Below are 18315 nucleotides of genomic sequence, written 5' to 3'. Positions count from 1 at the left end.
GGGCTTGCTCAGCAAGCGATGGTCTTCGCCTTCGCCAGGCGTTCGATGTCGGCGGTCGTCAACCCCAGACGCCGCTCGAGCAGGTCCGCGGTGTCCTGCCCCAGGTGGGGCGCCGGTGCGCCGGCGGCGTGCGCGCCGTCGAACGCGACCGGCAGGCCGGGGGCGAAATATTCCCCCAGGCCGTCCTGGTGCAATCGGGAAAACAGTGGATTGGCGGTCACTTTCGGGCTCGCCGCGACCTCGGCAAAGGTGCGGTATCGCTCGAATAGCACCGTCGTGCCCGACAGCGCGGCGGTGATCTCGTCGGCGGTATGGTCGGCGAACCAGGTGGCGAACAGGCCGGACAACACGTCGCGGTACCGGTAGCGGTCACCCTCGGAACCGAAGTCGACACCCAGCGCCTCGGCGAGCGCCGCCACGGCGGCGCCGACGCCGGTCACATCGACCAGGTCGCGAAAGTGCCTGCTCGTCAAGGTGACAACCATGAAGCGGGCGCCGTCACCGCTGACGAAGTCCTGGCCGTACTGGCCGTAGATGGCGTTGCCGAGTCGTTGGCGTTGGGTGCCGGTGACTTGCGGCTCGGTCAGCAGTCCCAGGTTCCCGGCGGTGGCCAGCGCGACATCCTCGAGCGCCAACGTGACCCGCGCGCCCACCCCCGATGCATCGCGGCGGCTAACGGCGGTCACCACGGCCAGCGCGGCGTACAGGCCGCAGCACACGTCCCAGGCCGGCAGCACGTGATTGACAGGGCCGGCGTGGTCGGCGGGACCGGTGACGAGTGGGTATCCGATGCCGGCGTTGACCGTGTAGTCGACCGCGGTGGAGCCATCGCCGCGCCCGAGCAGTTGCACGTGGATGACGTCGGGCCGCTTGTCCGTCAACGTGTCGTGGCTGAGCCAGGGCAGGCCGGCGGCGTTGGTCACCACCACGCCGTCCCCCTCGACGATGAGCCGCTGGACCAGCTCTTGCCCTTCCGGAGCACGCAAATCGATGGTGGCCGAGCGCTTTCCCTTGTTGAGACCGGTCCAGTAGATCGAGGTTCCGTCCGCCGCCAGCGGCCAGCGCTGCACGTCGGACGCGCCACCGATCGGATCGATCCTGATCACCTCGGCGCCGAGCTGACCGAGCGTCATGCCACACAGCGGGGCGGCGACGAAGCTGGACACCTCGACGACGGTGATGCCGCTCAGGGGGCCGGTCACGTCGCGGCGACCCGCTCGAACACCGCCGCCAGCCCCTGGCCGCCGCCGATGCACATGGTTTCCAGCCCGTAGCGCGCCTCGCGGCGGTTGAGCTCGCGCGCCAGGGTGGCCAGCATCCGTCCGCCCGTCGCACCGACGGGGTGGCCCAGGGAGATGCCCGACCCGTGCACGTTGGTGCGCTCGTGGTCGGCGTCGCCGAAGTTCCACTCCCGCATGACCGCAAGCGCTTGTGCGGCAAAGGCTTCGTTGAGCTCGATGAGGTCGATGTCGGACAGCCGCAGGCCCGCCCTGGCGAGCGCCACCTCGGTGGCCGGTACCGGGCCGATGCCCATGATGTGGGGCGCCACCCCGGCCACGCCCCACGACACCAGGCGAACCAATGGGGTCAGACCGTATTCGGCGGCCTTCTCCGGCGTCGTCACCACGCACATCGACGCCGCGTCGTTCTGCCCGCTGGCATTGCCGGCAGTGACTGTGGCCTCCGAATCTTCGCTCGCCAGCACGGGTCTGAGCTTGCTCAACGACTCCACCGACGTGTCGGCGCGCGGATGCTCGTCGGTGTCGATCAGTTCCTCGCCGTGGCGGCTGCGCACCGCGACCGGGATGATCTCCTCGGCGAGCGTGCCGTCCTTCTGCGCGGACACCGCGCGCTGGTGCGACCGCACCGCGAGTTCGTCTTGTTCCAGGCGCGATATGCCGTACTGGCGGCGCAGATTCTCGGCGGTCTCCAGCATTCCGCCGGGCACCGGGTGGTGGCGGCCGCCGGCCGTGGTGCGTCCGCGCGCCAGCCCGTCGTGCACCCGCACGCCGGTTCGCGCGCCGCCCCAACGCATATCGGTGGAGTAGAAGGCGACGTTGCTCATGCTTTCGCAGCCACCGGCGACCACGAGATCGTGATCGCCGTGGCCCACCTGCAGGCACGCCTGGATCACCGCCTGCAGGCCCGAACCACAGCGGCGGTCGACCTGCATCCCGGGAACCGTCACCGGCAGGCCCGCATCCAGCGCCACCACCCGACCGATCGCCGGCGCCTCGCTGCTGGGATAGCAGTGACCCAGGATCACGTCCTGCACCGCCTCGGGCGCGATCGAAGTGCGCTCGAGCAGGCCCTTTAGGGCCGCGACCCCGAGGTCGATGGCGGTCAGTGGCTTGAACATCCCGCCGTAGCGACCGATCGGGGTCCGCACGGGTTCACAGATGACGGTCTCGCGCATGGCTACCCCTTCCCCCGCCGAGCAGAACTCATATGTGCCGACCGCCCGTGACCTCCATCACGGTGCCGGTCATGTATGAGGACAGGTCGGAGGCCAAAAACAAAGCGACGCCGGCGACTTCGCTGGGCTCACCGACGCGGCCCATCGGGATTTCGGCGACCTTCTCGTCCCAGATGCGTTGCGGCATGGCCTCCGTCATCGCCGAACGAATCAGGCCGGGAGCGATCGCGTTCACCCGGACCCCCAGGTACGCGAGCTCCTTGGCCGCGGCTTTGGTCATCCCGACGATCCCGGCCTTCGCCGCCGAATAGTTGGTCTGGCCGATCATGCCGACCTTGCCCGATACGGAAGACATGTTGACGATGGCGCCCCGCTTGTTCTCCCGCATGATGGCGGCGGCCAGCCGGGTGCCGTTCCAGGTGCCCTTCAGGTGTACCTCGATGACCTGGTCGAACTGTTCCTCGGTCATCTTGCGCATGGTGGCGTCGCGGGTGATCCCGGCGTTGTTGACCATGATGTCGAGCGCACCGAAGCCTTCGGTCGCGGCCGAGATCAGCGCCTCGACCTCCGCGGCCCGGGTGACGTCACACCGCTTGGCCAGCGCGACGTCGCTGCCGCCCAACGCCGTGGCCGCGGCTTCGGTGGCCTCCAGGTTCAGGTCCCCGAGCACAACCCGCGCCCCCTCGGCGATGAACCGCTGGGCAATGGCGAATCCCAGCCCTTGCGCACCACCCGTGATGACCGCCGTCCGACCGTCGAGCAACGACACCTGATCCCGCCTTCCTCCGCAATGTGATCCGGGGGACGTCCCGGCAGTCGAATATCATATTTCATATAGGATCTGCTCCGGTGCCGGGTTCCTACCCCGGACCGTTGAGCTGGCCGGCCCGCCGCGGCTGAGCGACTCGCTACCAACGAGTGCCGAAGATGGAGCGTCCGCCTATGACCATCACCGAACCGCCCGAGGTCGCCGACGACGATTTTCAGGAGATCCTCGCCCAGACCCGTCACTTCGTCCGCACCACCGTGGTCCCGCGCGAGCAGGAGATCCTGACCGAGGACCGGGTGCCCGACGATTTGCGCGACCAGGCCAAGAAGATGGGCCTGTTCGGGTATGCGATTCCCCAGCGATGGGGCGGCCTCGGCCTGAACCTGATGCAAGACGTCGAGCTGGCAATGGAATTGGGTTACACCTCGCTGGCGCTGCGATCGATGTTCGGCACCAACAACGGCATCGCCGGACAGGTTCTGGTCGGCTTCGGCACCGACGAACAGAAGTCCCGCTGGCTGGAGTCGATGGCGTCTGGAGACGTCGTCGCCTCCTTCGCGTTGACCGAGCCCGGCGCGGGCTCCAACCCGGCGGGCCTGCGGACGAAAGCCGTTCGCGACGAAGGTGATTGGGTGATCTCCGGGCAGAAGCGCTTCATCACCAATGCGCCCGTCGCCGACCTGTTCGTGGTGTTCGCGCGGACGCGCCCGGCCGACGAACAGGGTCCCGGGATCGCCGTTTTTCTGGTTCCCGCGAAGGCGCCGGGCGTGGAGGTCGGCGCCAAGGACGCCAAGATGGGCCAGGAGGGCGCCTGGACCGCCGACGTCACCTTCGACGACGTCCGCGTCGAGGACGGCGCGCTGATCGGCGGCAGCGAAGACATCGGTTACCGGGCGGCGATGACCTCACTGGCCCGTGGCCGGGTCCACATCGCCGCGCTGGCGGTCGGCGCCGCGCAGCGCGCGCTCGACGAGTCGGTCAGCTACGCGGCCACCGCGACGCAGGGTGGCGCGCCGATCGGGACCTTCCAGTTGGTCCAGGCGATGATCGCCGACCAGCAGACCGGCGTCCTGGCCGGCCGCGCGCTGGTGCGCGACGCCGCGCGGCTCTGGGTCACCGGCGAAGACCGCCGGGTCGCCCCCTCGGCCGCCAAGCTGTTCTGCACCGAAATGGCCGGCAACGTAGCCGATCTGGCGGTGCAGGTCCACGGCGGCAGCGGGTACATGCACGGTGTCCCCGTCGAGCGCATCTACCGCGATGTGCGGCTGCTGCGGCTCTACGAGGGCACCAGCGAGATTCAGCGATTGATCATCGGGTCCAACCTGGTCAAAGCGGCGCAGCGATGACGGCCCGGCCGACCCCAGTGGAGGAGCAACTATGAGCGGCAAGCTTGCGGGCAGGGTGGCATTCATCACCGGAGCGGCGCGCGGGCAGGGTCGGGCGCACGCGGTTCGTCTGGCGCAGGAGGGCGCCGACATCATCGCCGTCGACATCGCCGGCAAGCTGCCGTCGTGCGTCCCCTACGACCCGGCGACTCCCGACGACCTCAGCGAGACCGTCCGCCTGGTCGAGCAAACGAACCGCCGGATCATCGCCTCGATCGTGGACACCCGCGACTTCGAGGGGCTCCGCAAAGCCGTCGACGACGGTGTGGCCGCGCTCGGGCGGTTGGACATCATCGTCGCCAACGCCGGTGTCGCGGCCCCGCAGCCCTGGAACGAGATCACCCCGGAGAACTTCCGCGACGTCATGGACATCAACGTGACGGGCACCTGGAACACCGTGATGGCCGGCGCGGACAAGATCATCGAAGGCGGTCGCGGCGGCTCCATCATCCTGATCAGTTCCGCGGCCGGAATGAAGATGCAGCCGTTCATGATCCACTACACGGCCAGCAAGCACGCCGTCGCCGGGATGGCGCGGGCCTTCGCCGCCGAGCTGGGCAAGCATTCGATCCGGGTCAACAGCGTGCACCCCGGACCGGTGAACACGCCGATGGGAACCGGCGACATGGTCGCGGCCGTGGGCAAGGCCATGGAGACCAACCCGCAACTGACCCACGTGCTCACCCCGTTCCTGCCCGACTGGGTCGCCGAGCCGGACGAAATCGCCGACACCGTGTGCTGGCTGGCCAGCGACGAGTCACGCAAGGTGACCGCGGCCCGCATCCCGGTGGACCAAGGCTCGACGCAGTACTGAGGGGCCGTTCGCTCCGGGAATAGATTTCCCGGCATCGACGCTTGCAGGGCACATGAAAGCCTTCACCGAGAGCGAACGTCAGGAGTTTTTGGCCGGCATGCACGTCGCGGTCCTGTCCGTCGACGCGGCCGACGGCCGGCCGCCGGCCAGTGTTCCCATCTGGTACGACTACACCCCGGGCGGGAACATCCGGATCATGACCGGGGCGTCCAGCCGCAAGGCAAGGCTCATCGAGCGGACCGGGCGGGTGACGCTGGTGGTCCAGCGTGAGGAACCGCCCTACCAATACGTGGTGGTCGAAGGCACCGTTGTCGACACCACCAACCCCGCGCCGGCCGACGTGCAGGAAGCCATCGCGATCCGCTACCTCGGCGAGGAAGGCGGGCGGGCGTTCATCCGCAGCATGGAGGGCGTGGAAGAGGTGATGTTCAGCATTCGCCCCGACCGCTGGCTCAGCGCCGACTTCACCGGCGACCTCTGAGCCATCTAGCCGATCAGCTCCAGCGTCCCGAGCTCACGGATCGCCCGGCAGCCGCGGCTAAGCATCGCGAGCACCATGTCGTCGCCGCGCTCGGTCGCCGCGGCGAACGCGAACCCCAGCGCGGAGATCAGCGGCGCCTGCAGCACTCCGAGGCGGTAGTCACGCCAACACGTTTCGGCGGCGTAGTCGGTGACCCCGCACGTCGTCAAGGCCCGGTGGTAGTCGGCGACCAGCTCCCGTTCGATGCCCGCGCGCAGTTGCGAATCGAGGCTCGTCGCGGTGAAGTAGGCCAAATCCCTGGCCGGCAATCCGACGCCGAGCGTCTGCCAGTCCACCACGCTGACCCGGGTGCGGGCGGGGTCGAACAACAGATTGTCCAGGCGATAGTCGCCGTGCAGCAGGGCGAACCGGTCATACTCGGCGAGCAGCCACGGCGTCACCGAACCCATTGCCGCGCTGAAGGTGTCGCGGTCCTCGGCGCTCATCCGATCGCCCAGCTTGTCCAGCGTGATGTCGGCACTCATCTTCGCCACCTCGCCCATGCCGCCGGCCCCGGCCTCGTCGGGTCTGCCGAACGCGATGCCCGGGAAATCGAGCCACACCGGATCGCACCAGCTGGGCGCGTGCAGGCCGGCCAGAGCCGTAACCGCCAGGCGCGCTTCGGCTTCGCCGCAGCCCGCGAGCTGGTCGCCCTGCACGGCCGGCGCCTGGTCGGCGAGCAGCAAGGCGAACTCCATCGCATCCTCGGAAATCTCGGAGTAGAAACACCGCGGCGTCGGCACCTGCACCCGGTCGGCCACGGATGAGTAGAACGCGCATTCGCTGCGATATCCGATGACGACGCGGTCGCGCACGGCGTCGTCCTGGGCCGGAAGCTTGATCACGAACGTCTCCGGCAGGTCGGCGCCGTCCGTCGCGTAGCGGGCGGACACCCGGTAGGTGGCTCCCGTCTGACCGGTGCCGATCGCGACCACGTCCACCTCGGCGACCTCGACGGGCGCGCCGTGCCCGCTCAGCGCGGCCGACAGCCATTGCGGGGTCACGTCGCCGGGGTACCGCGGAATCGCTACCAGAGCACTCATGAACAGCACGCCTCCTGTACCCGGACAACCGTGCCCGACTGACAAACTGTAAGGCATACCGCAAGTGCCGCGGTCAACGGCGGCGATTTAGTCGGCCAGAATGCGCCATTCCGCGGCTTCGTGCTGCTGGCGCCAGAACTCCTCGAATCGTCCACCCGCTGCGAGCAATTCGTCGACCGTTCCGTCCTCGACCACCCGGCCGTCGTCCAGGAAAAGGACGCGGTCGGCGTGCCGGATGCTGGCCAACCGGTGCGCCACGATCACCTGGGTGCGTGCGCGGGTGTCCAGGGTCAGCGCGTCGACCACCGCGGCCTCGTTCTCGGTGTCCAGGGCGCTGGTCGCCTCGTCGACGAGCAGTATCGGCGCGGGTTTGAGCAGCGCTCGCGCGATGCTGACCCGTTGGCGTTCGCCGCCGGAGAGCGCGGAGCCGGCTTCGCCGACGATCGTGTCCGCGCCGTCGGGCAACCGGCCGATGAGTTCGTCGACGCGGGCGAGGGCGACGGCCCGGTTGAACCGGTCGTCTGCGGCGCCGGGATCCCCGGCGAACACGTTGTCGCGGACCGACCCGTGGAACAGGTAGGGGTGTTGGAACACCACGCTGCTCGCCGCCCGGCGGGATTCGGCGTCCAGCGTCGCCGCGTCGACGCCGTCGATCAGGACCCGGCCCCGGGTGGGCTCGTGCAGGCCGGCGATCAACGCCAGGATCGTGCTCTTGCCGGATCCGGAGGGCCCGACGATGGCCGTCGTGCCGCCCGGCTGCAAAACGAAACTCACTCCGTCGAGGACCGCTGCGCTCGCTCCGGCATAACGGAATTCGACGTCGGCGAACTCGATACGGGGCGCCGCGGCCGGGTCGGCCAGTGCGGCGGCGCCGGCGCTCATCAGCGGCGCACTGAGGACCGAGCGAATGCGGTCGAGGGTGGCGCGGGTGCTTTCGAGGGCGGGCGCCAGTTCACTGATCGTGGTGAACGGCTCCAGGTAACGCACGATCACGACGATCAAGGCGATCGCCTCGGGCACCGTCACCGCCCCGTTCACCGTCAACGCCGCGGTGGCCCCCGCCAACAGGATCAGCGACAGCTGGCTGGCCAGGCTGAACAGCAGCTGGCCCGGAACCTGCATCGCCAACAACCGCATCGTCGCCCCGTGCTGCGCCGCCAGCGCGTCGCCGACCAGGCTGCGCGCCGGCTCCACCCGTCGCGCCGACCGCAACGCCTGCTGGGTGCGGGCGAATTCGATGATCCGTTCGGTGAGCGCGCCATTGGCTTCGTCGGCCGCAGCGTCCGCGCGCCGCGCCAGTCGTGCCGAGGCCCACAACGCACCCAACAGCAGCGGTACGCCGCCCAGCGCGGCGATCCCCAGCGGCCAGGAAATCGGCAGTAAGGCCACCGCGATGGCGGCGGGCAGCAGGATGGCGGAAGTGAGCGGCGTCAGCAGGTTGACGACGAGGCCGACCAATTCCGGCCCGGTGGCGGCGATCGCCTGCCGCGCCGTCGCGGTGCGCTCGGCGGTGAACCAGTCCAGCCGCACGGCGGGCAGCCGATCCGCCACGTCGTGCTGGCTGTGGTCGAGGACGGCGAACCCGAGGTCGAAGCCGATGCGCGCCGTCGCGGTGTCGATCGCCCATCCGGCCGCCGTCGCGGTGGTGAGCCAGCCCAGCCAGACCAGCGCGCGGTGGGGCTCGGCGCTGAACAGCGCGCCCACCAGCGGGACCAGCAGGACGGTGGCACCCGCCCGCGCCACCACGGACAGGACCGCCAGCGCGGCGTAGGCGACGACCCCGGGCCGGCGGTGCGCGGGCACCAGGCCCAGCCACGTGCGGATCATCGGGCCCCCTCCCCCGCCGTGGTGGCGGCCCCGACCCGGTCGATTCGGCGGCCACCGGCCCACAGCCGTCGGTACCGCCCGCCGGCCGCCAGCAACTCGTCATGCGTGCCGCGCTCGGCGATCCGGCCGTGGTCGAGCACGACGATCTGGTCGGCTCCGGTGACGGTGTGCAGCCGGTGGGCGATCACCAGCACGGTCCGATCCCGCATCAATCGGTTAAGCGCCTGCTGCACATGGTATTCCGATTCAGGATCGGCGAATGCGGTGGCCTCGTCGAGGATTAGCACGGGCGTGTCGGCCAGGATCGCGCGGGCGATGGTCAGCCGTTGTCGTTCCCCTCCCGACAGGCCGGTGCCCGCACCCAGCACGGTGTCGTAGCCGTCTGGCAATCGCGTGATGCGGTCGTGGATCTGCGCCTTGCGCGCCGCCTCCTGGATCTGTGCCGCGGTGGTGTCGGGCACGGCCAGCGCGATGTTGTCGGCGATGCTGCCGTGCACCAGCTGCGTTTCCTGTAGGACGAATCCGACCTTGGCGTAGAGCTCCTCGGCGGTCATCGACCGGATGTCTTGCCCGCCAACGCGGATCGCCCCGCGCTCGACGTCGTGGAACCGGGCCAGCAGGGCAGCCAGCGTCGACTTGCCCGACCCGGACGGGCCGACCAGGGCGGTGACCGTGCCGGGCCGCAGCGTCAGCGTCACGCCCTGAATTACCGGAACGTCCGGGCGGTAACCGAAGCTGACGTCGTCGAAGACCACGGTCGCCGACGAATCCGCCGGCCGGTCTGGCTCTGCCACGGCGAGCTCCGGCTCGTCGAGGGTGTTCTGCAGTCGCCGGGCGGCCAACATGCCGGCGCTGATGCCGCCCACCCCGTACGCGATCCCGAGCAGTCGCGCGCCGAATGTGGTGCCCAACAACAGGAATGGCAGGAGGTTCACCGGATCCATCCGGCCGGTGACCGTGAGCAGCGTGCCCGCGAGCACGATGAGCCACAGGAAGGTCGAGGGGCGGGTGACCAGGTCCATCAGCGTCTTCTTGCCGGCCAGTGGGCGTTGCCAGGAGACGAGGAACTCGACGTATTCGTCCAGCCGGCGCCGGAAGCTCGACGCGGCCGCGCCACCGAAGACGCGGATCACCGGCTGGCCCTCCAGGTAGGCGCCGGCCTCGCCGTTCATTTTCTCGGCCCAGCGCTGCGATTGCGGGATGCGCGGCCCGGATTGAATGGTGAGCGACGACGTCAACACCAGGTAGACCAGGACCGGCAGGAACAGCACCAGCGCGACCCGCCAGTCGACGACGAACAGATAGACCAGGACCGCCACCGGCGCGATGACCGCCGCGACGGCGTCGGGGATGGCGTGGGTGACCAGATAGTGCAGCGACAACGTGTCGTCCTGCAGCAGCTGCTTGATCGCCCCCGATCCGCGCTCGGTGAACCAGCCCAGCGGCAATCGAGACAGCTTGCGCAGCAGCCGTGACCGCAGGTCGGCGGCGAACCGCGCGTCGACGACGTGCAGCCAGAGCGTGAGGGCCGCACCGAGGAGGGCGCCCGTGCCCAGCAGCGCGACGGCCGCGATCCCGACGTCCCACAGGCGCGATGCGGGCGCCCCGGCCACCAGGAGGCGGGCCAGCTCGACCAACAGCACGAACGGCGCCAGCTGTACGACGGTGATGACCGCCTGCAGCACACCCGAAAGGATCAGCGCCGGGCGCAGCGGTGCGAGCAACCGGCCGGCGGCCTGGGCGCGCCAGCTGCCGCGGGTCGCCCGAACGGGTGTCTGGGCCGCCGGATGACGCTGGGCCTCAACTTCTTTCGCGTCCCCTGTTTGGTCACCGCGCTGGGTGCCCATCGCACGCCCGGCGCTCCAGTACGCCTGGGCATGGATCACGGACTTGGGGAAGCCGAACTCGTCACGCAGCCGCGTCCGCACGTGCTTGAGCACCGCGGCTTCGGGCGTCGCCCACGCGTACCAGTTGGACCAATCGCGGCTGTCGATGGCCGCCGCCAGCGATCTGTCGTCACGCCGCGCGACCCAGTGCACTCGCAGGCGGGGATGCTCGGCGAGCGGGATCAGGACGTCATCGTCGTCGTGCTGTTCGAGGTACATCTCGATCGGCACGTCGTCGGGGACGACCCCGATGATGCCGTTCATGCCCGGAATCGACGCGGAGTCACCGATCAACAGATAGCCGGCCGGCTGTTCGTCGGGCGCGTCGAAACGCGAGGAGCCCATCAACGCCATCACGGCGATCGTGGCACCCGGTCGCACCGAGCGCGCCCACTGCGACGCCGGGCCGGCGGGCTCGTGCAGCACGACGTCGACGGCGAATCGGCCGGTGGTGACGTCCGCCTCGGAGATGGTGTAGGCACGCTGGAACTCGGTCTTGGACCCGTCGGGGTCGGGGAACCAGAACCGCAACCAGGCGGCGGGTTCGGCGTCCACGTCTTCGAACAGCGTCGGCGACGTCATCCGTATCCGCACGAAATGCGGCGCGATCCGGACGGTTTCGATCACCGTCGCGACGTGGTCGCGGGCGCCGAAGCCCCGCAGCATCGCACCCTGGAGCCCCCGTGCCATCAGCGGTCCTTCCTCGCGGCGTTCAACTCCGCGGCGACTTCGGCGAACGGGCGGCCCGGCGGGATCATCCCCACCAGCCCCCGGATCGAAGCGGCGAGCAACAGCCGCACGAATTCAGCACTCGACGCTTGGGGCAACCCGGCCCAGGCGGCACCGAGGCGCGGATCGCCGGACAAGCCGTCGGCGACCGCGTCGCGTTCCTGCGCGTAGCCGCCGGCCTGGTCCTCACCCGTCGTGTTGGCGTTGCTCTCCTCGCGGGCGGCCAGACTGATCGCCAGCGTGGCCACCGCGCTGCTCAACACCATGGCGGCGTCCGCGGCATAACCGCGCCGGGTCAGCGCCTCGACCTCGGTCGCCAGCAGCCGCCGGCCGGCGTCGCCGCGTGGGAACAGCACCTGAAGGTATGACGCCAGCCCGGGGTGCTCGGCGGTGAAGCCTTGCAGCTGCAGCGCGAACGACATCAGGTGCCGTTCGGTGTCCGCGCCGGGATCGTCGCGAAGGTCGAGTTCGGCGAGCAGGCTCTCGCCGACCAGCCGCTCGAGCTCCCAGCGGCTCTCGACGTGGCGGTAGAGCGCGGTAGCCGAGACTCCGAGCCGCGACGCGACGGCGTTGACGCTCAGGCGCCGCATGCCGAGGTCGCGGCCGATTGCGATGACGTCATCGAGCGCGATAGTCGGCGGTCGCCCGCCTTGGCGCGGCGCCACAGTCCGCATCCGCCACCTCCCGGTTTGTTACCCCCACAAACTAAGGGTTGCCTTACCGAAGGTCAACCCGAGCGGCCGGCATCGCCGTAGCCTGGAGGTATGAGCGGTGAAACGGTGTCTCCCGTCTTGCTCTACGACGGAGTTTGCGGCGTCTGCAACTCGGCGGTGCGGACGATACTTCGGTTCGATCCCCACGGCACCCTGCGCTTCGCGGCCCTCGACAGCGACTACGCCCAGGCTGTCGTCGCGCGGCACCCCACCATCAAAGACGTGGACTCAGTGGTTTTCGTCGACCAACCCGGCGAGCCGGAGGAGCGGGTGGCCGTCCGATCCGCCGCCGCGATGCGAGTGGTCGATTACCTCGGCGGCCCGTGGAAGCTGTTCGGGGTGGCCCGGATCATCCCGGCCCCCGTGCGCGACTGGCTTTACGACAAGGTTGCCGGCATCCGCTACCGCATCTTCGGCAAGTACGACACGTGCCCGGTTCCCCCGCCAGAAGTGCGCGCGCGTTTCCTGGACGCTTAATCGACGGCCAGGTCGGCCTCGGACTCTTTTCGCTTGAGCTCGGCCAGCTTGCGATCCTCGGCCGCGAATTCGCGATGATGGGCCGCCGAATCGCGGTGAACGCCCACATGCGACACGCCTTGCTCGACGGCCCGGTCTTGCACCCGCGCCACCCGTTCGTGTCTGAGGGCCGATTCCTCGAGGCTGCGAGCGGCCGAGAGCCCCGCGTGCGCGGCGCGTTCGCGAGCCTCACCGGCCCTGCGCTCGGCCAGTTCCGCATCTTTCGCGGTGAGGGCATGCTCGCATTGGTTTTCGGTGGCCATGGCGTCTCCCTTGCGTCCCCGTGGAGTGCATGTACCCCGCACACGGGGTTTAACGCCTCGCGATGGCCAACATCAGTGCGGGCGGAGGGACTCGAACCCTCAAGCTCTCCCGAGCACCGGCACCTAAAGCCGGCATGTTTGCCAATTTCATCACGCCCGCAGCGTGCCGATCGTACCGCTCGGCACCGGGACCGACCCGTCGGCGAATTCGTCGGACCCAAATCGTGAGCGGTACCTTCAAGGGGTGTCCACCACCCGTCGTCGCAGGCCCGCTCTGATCGCCTTGGTGATCGTCGCGGCCTGCGGTTGCCTGGCGTTGGGCTGGTGGCAGTGGACCCGATTCCAGTCTGTCTCGGGCACGTTCCAGAACCTGGGCTACGCGCTGCAATGGCCGCTGTTCGCCTGGTTCTGCGTGTACGCGTACCGCAAATACGTGCGTTATGAGGAGATGCCGCCGGAGCCCGAGCAGGACGCCGCCCAGACCGAGATACCCGCGGGCTTGCTGCCCGAGCGCCCCGCGCCGGCGCACCAGCCGTCCGACGATCCCGCGTTGGCCCAGTACAACGCCTACCTCGCCGAGCTCGCCAGACAAGACACCGAAAAACAGAACAGGACCACCGCATGACCACACCGGAGAAATCGGCGTCGGCCTTCCCCGTCGAGAAGATCCGCACCGCGTTGCTCGGCTACCGGGTCATGGCGTGGGCGACGGGTCTGTGGCTGATCGCGCTGTGCTACGAGATCTTCTCCCACCTGGTGTTGCACCACGAGATCCGCTGGATCGAGGTGGTGCACGGCTGGGTGTACTTCGTCTACGTCCTGACCGCGTTCAACCTGGCGGTCAAGGTGCGGTGGCCGATTCCCAAGACGATCGGCGTGCTGCTCGCCGGGACGATCCCGCTGCTGGGCATCATCGTCGAGCACTTCCAGACCAGGGACGTCAAGGCCCGCTTCGGGCTGTAGTGCTCGAGCGGCCAGCTTCCCGCCCGGCCGGCGCTAGCTAGGCAGGTCGCGGAGCGCCGGCACCAACTGCGCGAGGGCGCGGCCGCGATGGGAGACCGCGTCCTTCTCTTCGGGACTGAGCTGCGCCGCGGTGCGATCGGAGCCGTCGGGAACGAAGACCGGGTCATAACCGAAGCCGCCGTCGCCGCGGGGTTCGTGGGCGATGCTGCCGGTCCACTCGCCGCGGACGACGACCTCCCCGAACGGCCCCGCCAGCGCGCAGGCGGACACGAACGCAGCGCCGCGACGCTCGTCGGGCACGTCACGCAACTGCGCCAGCAACAGCGCGGTGTTCGCCGCGTCGTCGCCGTGCGTGCCCGACCAGCGCGCCGACAGCACGCCGGGCATGCCGTTCAACGCGGCCACCTCCAGACCGGAGTCGTCGGCCACCGAAGCCATGCCCGTCGCGGCGAAGGCATCCCGCGCCTTGGCCAACGCGTTGTCCTCGAAGGTCGCGCCCGTTTCGGGCGCCTCCTCGAAGGGCGGCACGTCGCGCAGAGACCGCAACGCCAGCCGCGTCAAGCCGGCCGCGTCGAGGACGCGGCGCAATTCGCGCAGCTTCTTGGGATTGCGGCTCGCGACCAAGAGTTCGGTCACCGCTTGATCCGACGCATCGCCGTCACCTCCGCAAGAACCGCTACCCACACGACAACAAATTAGCCGGAAGGTCCGCGCCGACGTTCGCCCGCGGCCCGGTCCAGCGATATCGCGCACCGGCCAGCGAGCCATTCCCGGTTCCAGAGGGTTGACAGCGCCGCCGGACGCGGCGCAATGTGATACCCGTCATATGACCACTGGTCATACCAGGTAGAGAAGGGCGGCTCATGACCACGAGGGACAAGTACACCGACGTGCCCTCCCCGTACTCGTGGGAGGTCCCCAGCGCCGGCAACGCGCGCTTCACCTGGGAGTACGACGAGGGGCGCGCCCGACTGCTGTCGCTGTACCAGAAGGGAAAAGACAAGCAGTGGGATGCGCAGTCGCGCATCGACTGGGCGCAAGACGTAGACCCGATGAACCCGGTCGGGTTGCCCGACGAATTCCATCCGCTGTTCGGCAGCCCGATGTGGGACGCCGCCGACGACGCGCGGCGCGCCGAGATGCGCCAGCACTTCCAGGCCTGGCAGCTCTCGCAGTTCCTGCACGGCGAGCAGGGCGCGATGGTGTGCGCGGCCAAGATCGTCGAGGTCGTGCCGGACCTGGACGCCAAGTTCTACGCGGCCACCCAGACCATGGACGAGGCCCGGCACGTCGAGGCGTTCTCGCGGCTGCTGCAGGAGAAGGCCGGCCTGGTCTACCCGATCAACAAGCACCTGACGGCACTGTTGGACGACACCCTGCGCGACTCGCGCTGGGACATGCCCTACCTCGGCATGCAGGTTCTGATCGAGGGCCTCGCACTCGCCGCCTTCGGGGTGCTGCGGGACATGGCCGCGCCGGATTCGCTGGCCAAGCAGGTGCTGGCCTACGTCATGCAGGACGAGGCCCGGCACGTCGCCTTCGGCCGGATCTCGCTCAAGGACTACTACTCCGCGCTGACCGAGGCCGAGCGGGACGAACGCGAGGAGTTCGTCGTGGACGCCTGCTACCTGATGCGCGACCGGTTCCGCGGCGAGGAGGTCTTCGAGACGCTCGGCTTGGACGTCAAGGCGTGTGCCGAGTGGGTCGACACCTCGCCGCTGATGATCCAGTTCCGCTCACACCTGTTCAGCCGCATCGTGCCGATCGTCAAGGACATCGGGCTGTGGGGCGACAAGGTGCAGAGGGCGTTCCGGGACATGGGTGTCCACGACATGGCCAACTTCGACATCGAGGCGCTGATGAAGGCCGACGAAGACCAAGCCGAAGCTCTGGACAAGGCACACGCCGAGATGGCCGACCGCGCCCTCGAGGTGGACCAGGTGATCGCGGCGGGCGCGAGCTAACCCAAGCCGGGCTCGACGATCGGGTGATTCACCCGATCTACGCGTGACTTTCCAAGTTTATTGCTGGAGTTTCCGCGTTTATCGCCGGCCCCGGGGCTATTCCCCTGACATATGGGACTTCGCAGTCTTGGCAGCCCCAAATCAATTTGTGCATGTAACAGCCCACGCAAAATCCCAACGTGGCCTCCGACCATGTCAGAACAAAGCAGACCGCGACAACGGCCGCCATCGCTACGGGCGACGCCCCCAAGAGGCGCATGGCGAGGCACGTCGCTGCGAGACCGGCACCCAGCAACCAGGCAAACCGTTTCGGCCGCGTTGGTTTCCACACCGGACGAATGTTCATCGTCAGCGCCGTGCCGAGAATGCCGGTGGGGCTGAATGGAGTTAAGCCGGTTACCGCCGCGGCCAACATATCAAACAGCACGAATGGGCCAACGATGATCACCGGGTCGGTTTCCGGGCGCAACAGCAATAACGCGATCGTGATTGCCGAGATGATATTGAGCAAACCCGCCCTTGCGCGGGTCGCGACTTCGTTGATCCGCGGTTCCGTATGTGACCGCGTCATCTGCCCCATTGCCCACCACGGGGTATTGAGAAAGGCATGTTCAAGTGGGGCTGGCCGACTAACCATCGATTGATCCTAAAAGGGGGTGAAACATTGGCTGCTGCCAAATTGATGAGTGTTGATTTAGTTTACCAGAACGGTAATGCGCAAGGCTTTGGACTTTGAGCCGACGACAATGGCGACGCTAAGGCGCAGTGATGCCACCGCGCCGTGACCATGGGCGGCGACCGACCGCCGGCTCAGCTGCCGAACGCCTTCGGCGGCGGGGCCCCCTCGGGCAGTTCGCCCGGATATGGCAGGGCCAGCGCCTCGCGCTGGGCGGCGAACAACTTGTCGCATGCCGCCAGCGCCACGTCGAGCAGTTTGTCCAGCGTCGAGCGGGGGAACGTCGCCCCCTCGCCGGTCCCTTGCACCTCCACGAGCGTGCCGGTGTCGGTGGCGACGACGTTCATGTCGACCTCGGCCCGGGCGTCTTCCTCATACGGCAGGTCCACCCGGATCCGACCGTCGACCACCCCGACGCTGACCGCCGCGATGGCGCACGACAACGGCCGGGGATCGGAGAGCTTGCCCGCCGCGGCCAGGTACGTCACGGCGTCGGCCAGCGCGACGAAGGCACCCGTAATGGCGGCGGTGCGGGTGCCGCCGTCGGCCTGCAGGACGTCGCAGTCGACGGCAATGGTGTTCTCCCCCAACGCCGCCAGGTCGATGCAGGCGCGCAGCGACCGGCCGATCAGCCGGCTGATCTCCTGGGTGCGTCCGGACAGCCGCCCCTTCACCGACTCGCGGTCGGAACGCGTGTGGGTGGCCGACGGCAGCATCGCGTATTCGGCCGTCAGCCACCCCAGGCCCGAACCCTTGCGCCAGCGCGGCACCCCATCGGTCACGCTGGCGGTGCACATGACCTTGGTGTGGCCGAATTCGATGAGTACCGACCCCGCCGGGTGATCGGTGAACCCGCGGGTGATGACTACGGGGCGGAGCTCGTCGTCGAGGCGGCCGTCTTCTCGTCTGGTCACGACGCCACCCTAACGCGGATGCTCAGACCCTCTCAGAGCGGCGGATATCGAACGTCTCGCCGCACACCACCGCATGCACGGGGCCGTCGAACTCGGCCTTGGCCTCGCTGATCACGTCCTCGCGCGAGGTCCACGGCGGGATGTGGGTCAGCAACAGCTCGCGCACACCGGCCTGCGTCGCGGTCCTGCCGGCCTCGGTGCCCGACAGGTGCAGAGCGGGCGGGCGATCCGGCGAGTGCGTCCAGGAGGCCTCGCAGAGAAAGACGTCGGCGTCACGGGCCAGCTCGACGAGCTGGTCGCAGACGCCGGTGTCACCGCTGTAGACGAACGACGCGCCGGTGGAATCGGTGATCCGCATCCCGTAGGACTCCGTCGGGTGGGCCACCACCCGCGGCGTCACCGTGAGCGAGCCGAAGGTCACCGGTTCGCCGTCGACCCAGTGTCGAACGTCGAAAATGTCTGAGCAGTCGTCGATTTCGCCTCCGTACGGTGACGACGCCGCCCCGAGCCGAGACCAGGTGTCGCCGGGACCGTAGAGCAGCGCTTTGCCGTCCGGGCGTGATGGGTGGTAGCGCCGCCACACGAACAGGCCGGGCAGATCCAAGCAGTGGTCGGCGTGCAGATGGGTGAGGAGCACGTGCACGGAGGCGGGATCGGCGTAGCGCTGCAGCGCGCCCAGCACGCCCCCGCCGAAGTCGAGAACCAACGGCGGAGTGTCCGGTGCCCGGAGCAGATAACCCGACGCGGGCGAATCCGGCCCCACCACGCTGCCCGAGCAGCCGAGCACGGTTATTCGCACGGACACTACTGTGCCATGCCCGATACAACCGTGACGAAAACATCGCCGCATTGGTGTGATGAGAATCTCGTGGGCACCGGCCCGTGGCGATCACGAGTCCGGCGAAGCCGGGCGAAGT

At 68.7% G+C, this 18315-nt stretch carries 19 protein-coding genes and 1 tRNA gene; 7 read left to right on the top strand and 13 right to left on the bottom strand.

The window, feature by feature from the left end:
- Positions 1–8 precede the first annotated feature (8 nt).
- The 3 genes from HMPREF0591_RS14420 to fabG are packed head-to-tail and all read right to left on the bottom strand — an operon-like array spanning position 9 to position 3185.
- Positions 9–1202 (bottom strand): CoA transferase, encoded by a 1194-nt coding sequence (locus HMPREF0591_RS14420; protein ID WP_007169317.1) that lies wholly within the window; start codon positions 1200–1202, stop codon positions 9–11.
- Complete coding sequence (locus HMPREF0591_RS14415) at positions 1199–2416, bottom strand: acetyl-CoA C-acetyltransferase (RefSeq protein ID WP_007169316.1); 1218 nt, start codon at positions 2414–2416, stop codon at positions 1199–1201. The genes HMPREF0591_RS14420 and HMPREF0591_RS14415 overlap by 4 nt, the downstream gene beginning before the upstream one ends.
- 28 nt (positions 2417–2444) lie before the next feature.
- Complete coding sequence (fabG, locus tag HMPREF0591_RS14410; RefSeq protein ID WP_007169315.1) at positions 2445–3185, bottom strand: 3-oxoacyl-ACP reductase FabG; 741 nt, start codon at positions 3183–3185, stop codon at positions 2445–2447.
- A 173-nt stretch (positions 3186–3358) separates the two neighbouring features.
- Here fabG and HMPREF0591_RS14405 point away from each other — a divergent pair, with 173 nt between their 5' ends.
- Genes HMPREF0591_RS14405 through HMPREF0591_RS14395 form a run of 3 tightly spaced genes read left to right on the top strand, consistent with a single transcriptional unit; the run spans position 3359 to position 5865 of the window.
- The gene (locus HMPREF0591_RS14405) at positions 3359–4531 is read left to right on the top strand and encodes an acyl-CoA dehydrogenase family protein (protein WP_007169314.1); all 1173 of its coding nucleotides are present in this window, start codon (positions 3359–3361) and stop codon (positions 4529–4531) included.
- Between the two features lie 31 nt (positions 4532–4562).
- Positions 4563–5384: a mycofactocin-coupled SDR family oxidoreductase gene (locus tag HMPREF0591_RS14400; RefSeq protein ID WP_007169313.1), complete on the top strand. Its 822-nt coding sequence runs from the start codon at positions 4563–4565 to the stop codon at positions 5382–5384.
- Between the two features lie 52 nt (positions 5385–5436).
- The gene (locus HMPREF0591_RS14395) at positions 5437–5865 is read left to right on the top strand and encodes a pyridoxamine 5'-phosphate oxidase family protein (RefSeq protein ID WP_007169312.1); all 429 of its coding nucleotides are present in this window, start codon (positions 5437–5439) and stop codon (positions 5863–5865) included.
- Positions 5866–5870: 5 nt separating this feature from the next.
- On the opposite strand, the gene HMPREF0591_RS14390 is transcribed toward HMPREF0591_RS14395, so the two are convergent.
- The 4 genes from HMPREF0591_RS14390 to HMPREF0591_RS14375 all read right to left on the bottom strand — a co-directional run bounded on the left by HMPREF0591_RS14390 (position 5871) and on the right by HMPREF0591_RS14375 (position 12063).
- Positions 5871–6947, bottom strand: a complete 1077-nt coding sequence (locus HMPREF0591_RS14390) for a phosphotransferase family protein (protein ID WP_040622851.1) — start codon at positions 6945–6947, stop codon at positions 5871–5873.
- 87 nt (positions 6948–7034) lie between these two features.
- Entirely contained in the window at positions 7035–8774 is a 1740-nt protein-coding gene (locus HMPREF0591_RS14385; RefSeq protein WP_007169310.1) for an ABC transporter ATP-binding protein, read from the bottom strand.
- On the bottom strand, positions 8771–11350 hold the full coding sequence (locus tag HMPREF0591_RS14380; protein ID WP_007169309.1) for an ABC transporter ATP-binding protein/permease: 2580 nt from the start codon (positions 11348–11350) through the stop codon (positions 8771–8773). The genes HMPREF0591_RS14385 and HMPREF0591_RS14380 overlap by 4 nt, the downstream gene beginning before the upstream one ends.
- A complete protein-coding gene (locus tag HMPREF0591_RS14375; protein ID WP_007169308.1) occupies positions 11350–12063 on the bottom strand; it encodes a TetR family transcriptional regulator in 714 nt (237 codons plus the stop codon). Before HMPREF0591_RS14375 ends, HMPREF0591_RS14380 begins: the two co-directional genes overlap by 1 nt.
- Positions 12064–12153: 90 nt before the next feature.
- Between HMPREF0591_RS14375 and HMPREF0591_RS14370 the strand changes: the two genes are divergently transcribed.
- Positions 12154–12579: a thiol-disulfide oxidoreductase DCC family protein gene (locus HMPREF0591_RS14370; RefSeq protein WP_007169307.1), complete on the top strand. Its 426-nt coding sequence runs from the start codon at positions 12154–12156 to the stop codon at positions 12577–12579.
- Here HMPREF0591_RS14370 and HMPREF0591_RS14365 read toward each other — a convergent pair.
- Both HMPREF0591_RS14365 and HMPREF0591_RS14360 read right to left on the bottom strand, forming a co-directional pair.
- On the bottom strand, positions 12576–12881 hold the full coding sequence (locus tag HMPREF0591_RS14365; RefSeq protein WP_007169306.1) for a hypothetical protein: 306 nt from the start codon (positions 12879–12881) through the stop codon (positions 12576–12578). The genes HMPREF0591_RS14370 and HMPREF0591_RS14365 overlap by 4 nt on opposite strands.
- 76 nt (positions 12882–12957) lie before the next feature.
- Positions 12958–13041 (bottom strand) — tRNA-Leu (locus HMPREF0591_RS14360).
- Between the two features lie 84 nt (positions 13042–13125).
- Here HMPREF0591_RS14360 and HMPREF0591_RS14355 point away from each other — a divergent pair.
- Complete coding sequence (locus HMPREF0591_RS14355) at positions 13126–13506, top strand: hypothetical protein (protein ID WP_040622849.1); 381 nt, start codon at positions 13126–13128, stop codon at positions 13504–13506.
- On the top strand, positions 13503–13844 hold the full coding sequence (locus HMPREF0591_RS14350; RefSeq protein ID WP_007169304.1) for a DUF3817 domain-containing protein: 342 nt from the start codon (positions 13503–13505) through the stop codon (positions 13842–13844). The genes HMPREF0591_RS14355 and HMPREF0591_RS14350 overlap by 4 nt, the downstream gene beginning before the upstream one ends.
- A gap of 33 nt (positions 13845–13877) precedes the next feature.
- On the opposite strand, the gene rdgB is transcribed toward HMPREF0591_RS14350, so the two are convergent.
- Positions 13878–14480 carry an RdgB/HAM1 family non-canonical purine NTP pyrophosphatase gene (gene rdgB, locus HMPREF0591_RS14345; protein WP_007169303.1) on the bottom strand — a complete coding sequence of 201 codons (603 nt, stop codon included), beginning with the start codon at positions 14478–14480 and terminating at the stop codon, positions 13878–13880.
- 227 nt (positions 14481–14707) lie between these two features.
- Here rdgB and HMPREF0591_RS14340 point away from each other — a divergent pair, with 227 nt between their 5' ends.
- A complete protein-coding gene (locus tag HMPREF0591_RS14340) occupies positions 14708–15808 on the top strand; it encodes a ferritin-like domain-containing protein (RefSeq protein WP_007169302.1) in 1101 nt (366 codons plus the stop codon).
- A gap of 37 nt (positions 15809–15845) precedes the next feature.
- On the opposite strand, the gene HMPREF0591_RS14335 is transcribed toward HMPREF0591_RS14340, so the two are convergent.
- From HMPREF0591_RS14335 to HMPREF0591_RS14325, 3 genes are all read right to left on the bottom strand, one after another.
- The gene (locus HMPREF0591_RS14335) at positions 15846–16445 is read right to left on the bottom strand and encodes a DUF4395 domain-containing protein (RefSeq protein ID WP_244268897.1); all 600 of its coding nucleotides are present in this window, start codon (positions 16443–16445) and stop codon (positions 15846–15848) included.
- 173 nt (positions 16446–16618) lie between these two features.
- Positions 16619–17398, bottom strand: coding sequence for a ribonuclease PH (gene rph, locus HMPREF0591_RS14330; RefSeq protein WP_007169299.1), 780 nt, complete (start codon positions 17396–17398; stop codon positions 16619–16621).
- A gap of 22 nt (positions 17399–17420) precedes the next feature.
- Complete coding sequence (locus HMPREF0591_RS14325; protein WP_040622549.1) at positions 17421–18203, bottom strand: cyclic nucleotide-degrading phosphodiesterase; 783 nt, start codon at positions 18201–18203, stop codon at positions 17421–17423.
- Between the last annotated feature and the right edge of the window lie 112 nt (positions 18204–18315).

It is taken from the genome of Mycobacterium parascrofulaceum ATCC BAA-614 (genome assembly GCF_000164135.1).
In the GTDB taxonomy this organism is placed as follows: Bacteria; Actinomycetota; Actinomycetes; order Mycobacteriales; family Mycobacteriaceae; genus Mycobacterium; species Mycobacterium parascrofulaceum.
The sequence above is the reverse complement of the archived record's forward strand: the minus strand, read 5'-3'. Positions and strand labels throughout refer to the sequence as shown.

Excerpts from the sequence above, each read along its gene's own strand:
- HMPREF0591_RS14415 (WP_007169316.1), bottom strand. The coding sequence starts at position 2,416 with ATGCGCGAGACCGTCATCTGTGAACCCGTGCGGACCCCGATCGGTCGC.
- HMPREF0591_RS14405 (WP_007169314.1), top strand. The coding sequence starts at position 3,359 with ATGACCATCACCGAACCGCCCGAGGTCGCCGACGACGATTTTCAGGAG.
- HMPREF0591_RS14400 (WP_007169313.1), top strand. The coding sequence starts at position 4,563 with ATGAGCGGCAAGCTTGCGGGCAGGGTGGCATTCATCACCGGAGCGGCG.
- HMPREF0591_RS14395 (WP_007169312.1), top strand. The coding sequence starts at position 5,437 with ATGAAAGCCTTCACCGAGAGCGAACGTCAGGAGTTTTTGGCCGGCATG.
- HMPREF0591_RS14390 (WP_040622851.1), bottom strand. The coding sequence starts at position 6,947 with ATGAGTGCTCTGGTAGCGATTCCGCGGTACCCCGGCGACGTGACCCCG.
- HMPREF0591_RS14385 (WP_007169310.1), bottom strand. The coding sequence starts at position 8,774 with ATGATCCGCACGTGGCTGGGCCTGGTGCCCGCGCACCGCCGGCCCGGG.
- HMPREF0591_RS14380 (WP_007169309.1), bottom strand. The coding sequence starts at position 11,350 with ATGGCACGGGGGCTCCAGGGTGCGATGCTGCGGGGCTTCGGCGCCCGC.
- HMPREF0591_RS14375 (WP_007169308.1), bottom strand. The coding sequence starts at position 12,063 with ATGCGGACTGTGGCGCCGCGCCAAGGCGGGCGACCGCCGACTATCGCG.
- HMPREF0591_RS14370 (WP_007169307.1), top strand. The coding sequence starts at position 12,154 with ATGAGCGGTGAAACGGTGTCTCCCGTCTTGCTCTACGACGGAGTTTGC.
- HMPREF0591_RS14365 (WP_007169306.1), bottom strand. The coding sequence starts at position 12,881 with ATGGCCACCGAAAACCAATGCGAGCATGCCCTCACCGCGAAAGATGCG.
- HMPREF0591_RS14350 (WP_007169304.1), top strand. The coding sequence starts at position 13,503 with ATGACCACACCGGAGAAATCGGCGTCGGCCTTCCCCGTCGAGAAGATC.
- HMPREF0591_RS14340 (WP_007169302.1), top strand. The coding sequence starts at position 14,708 with ATGACCACGAGGGACAAGTACACCGACGTGCCCTCCCCGTACTCGTGG.
- HMPREF0591_RS14335 (WP_244268897.1), bottom strand. The coding sequence starts at position 16,445 with ATGGTTAGTCGGCCAGCCCCACTTGAACATGCCTTTCTCAATACCCCG.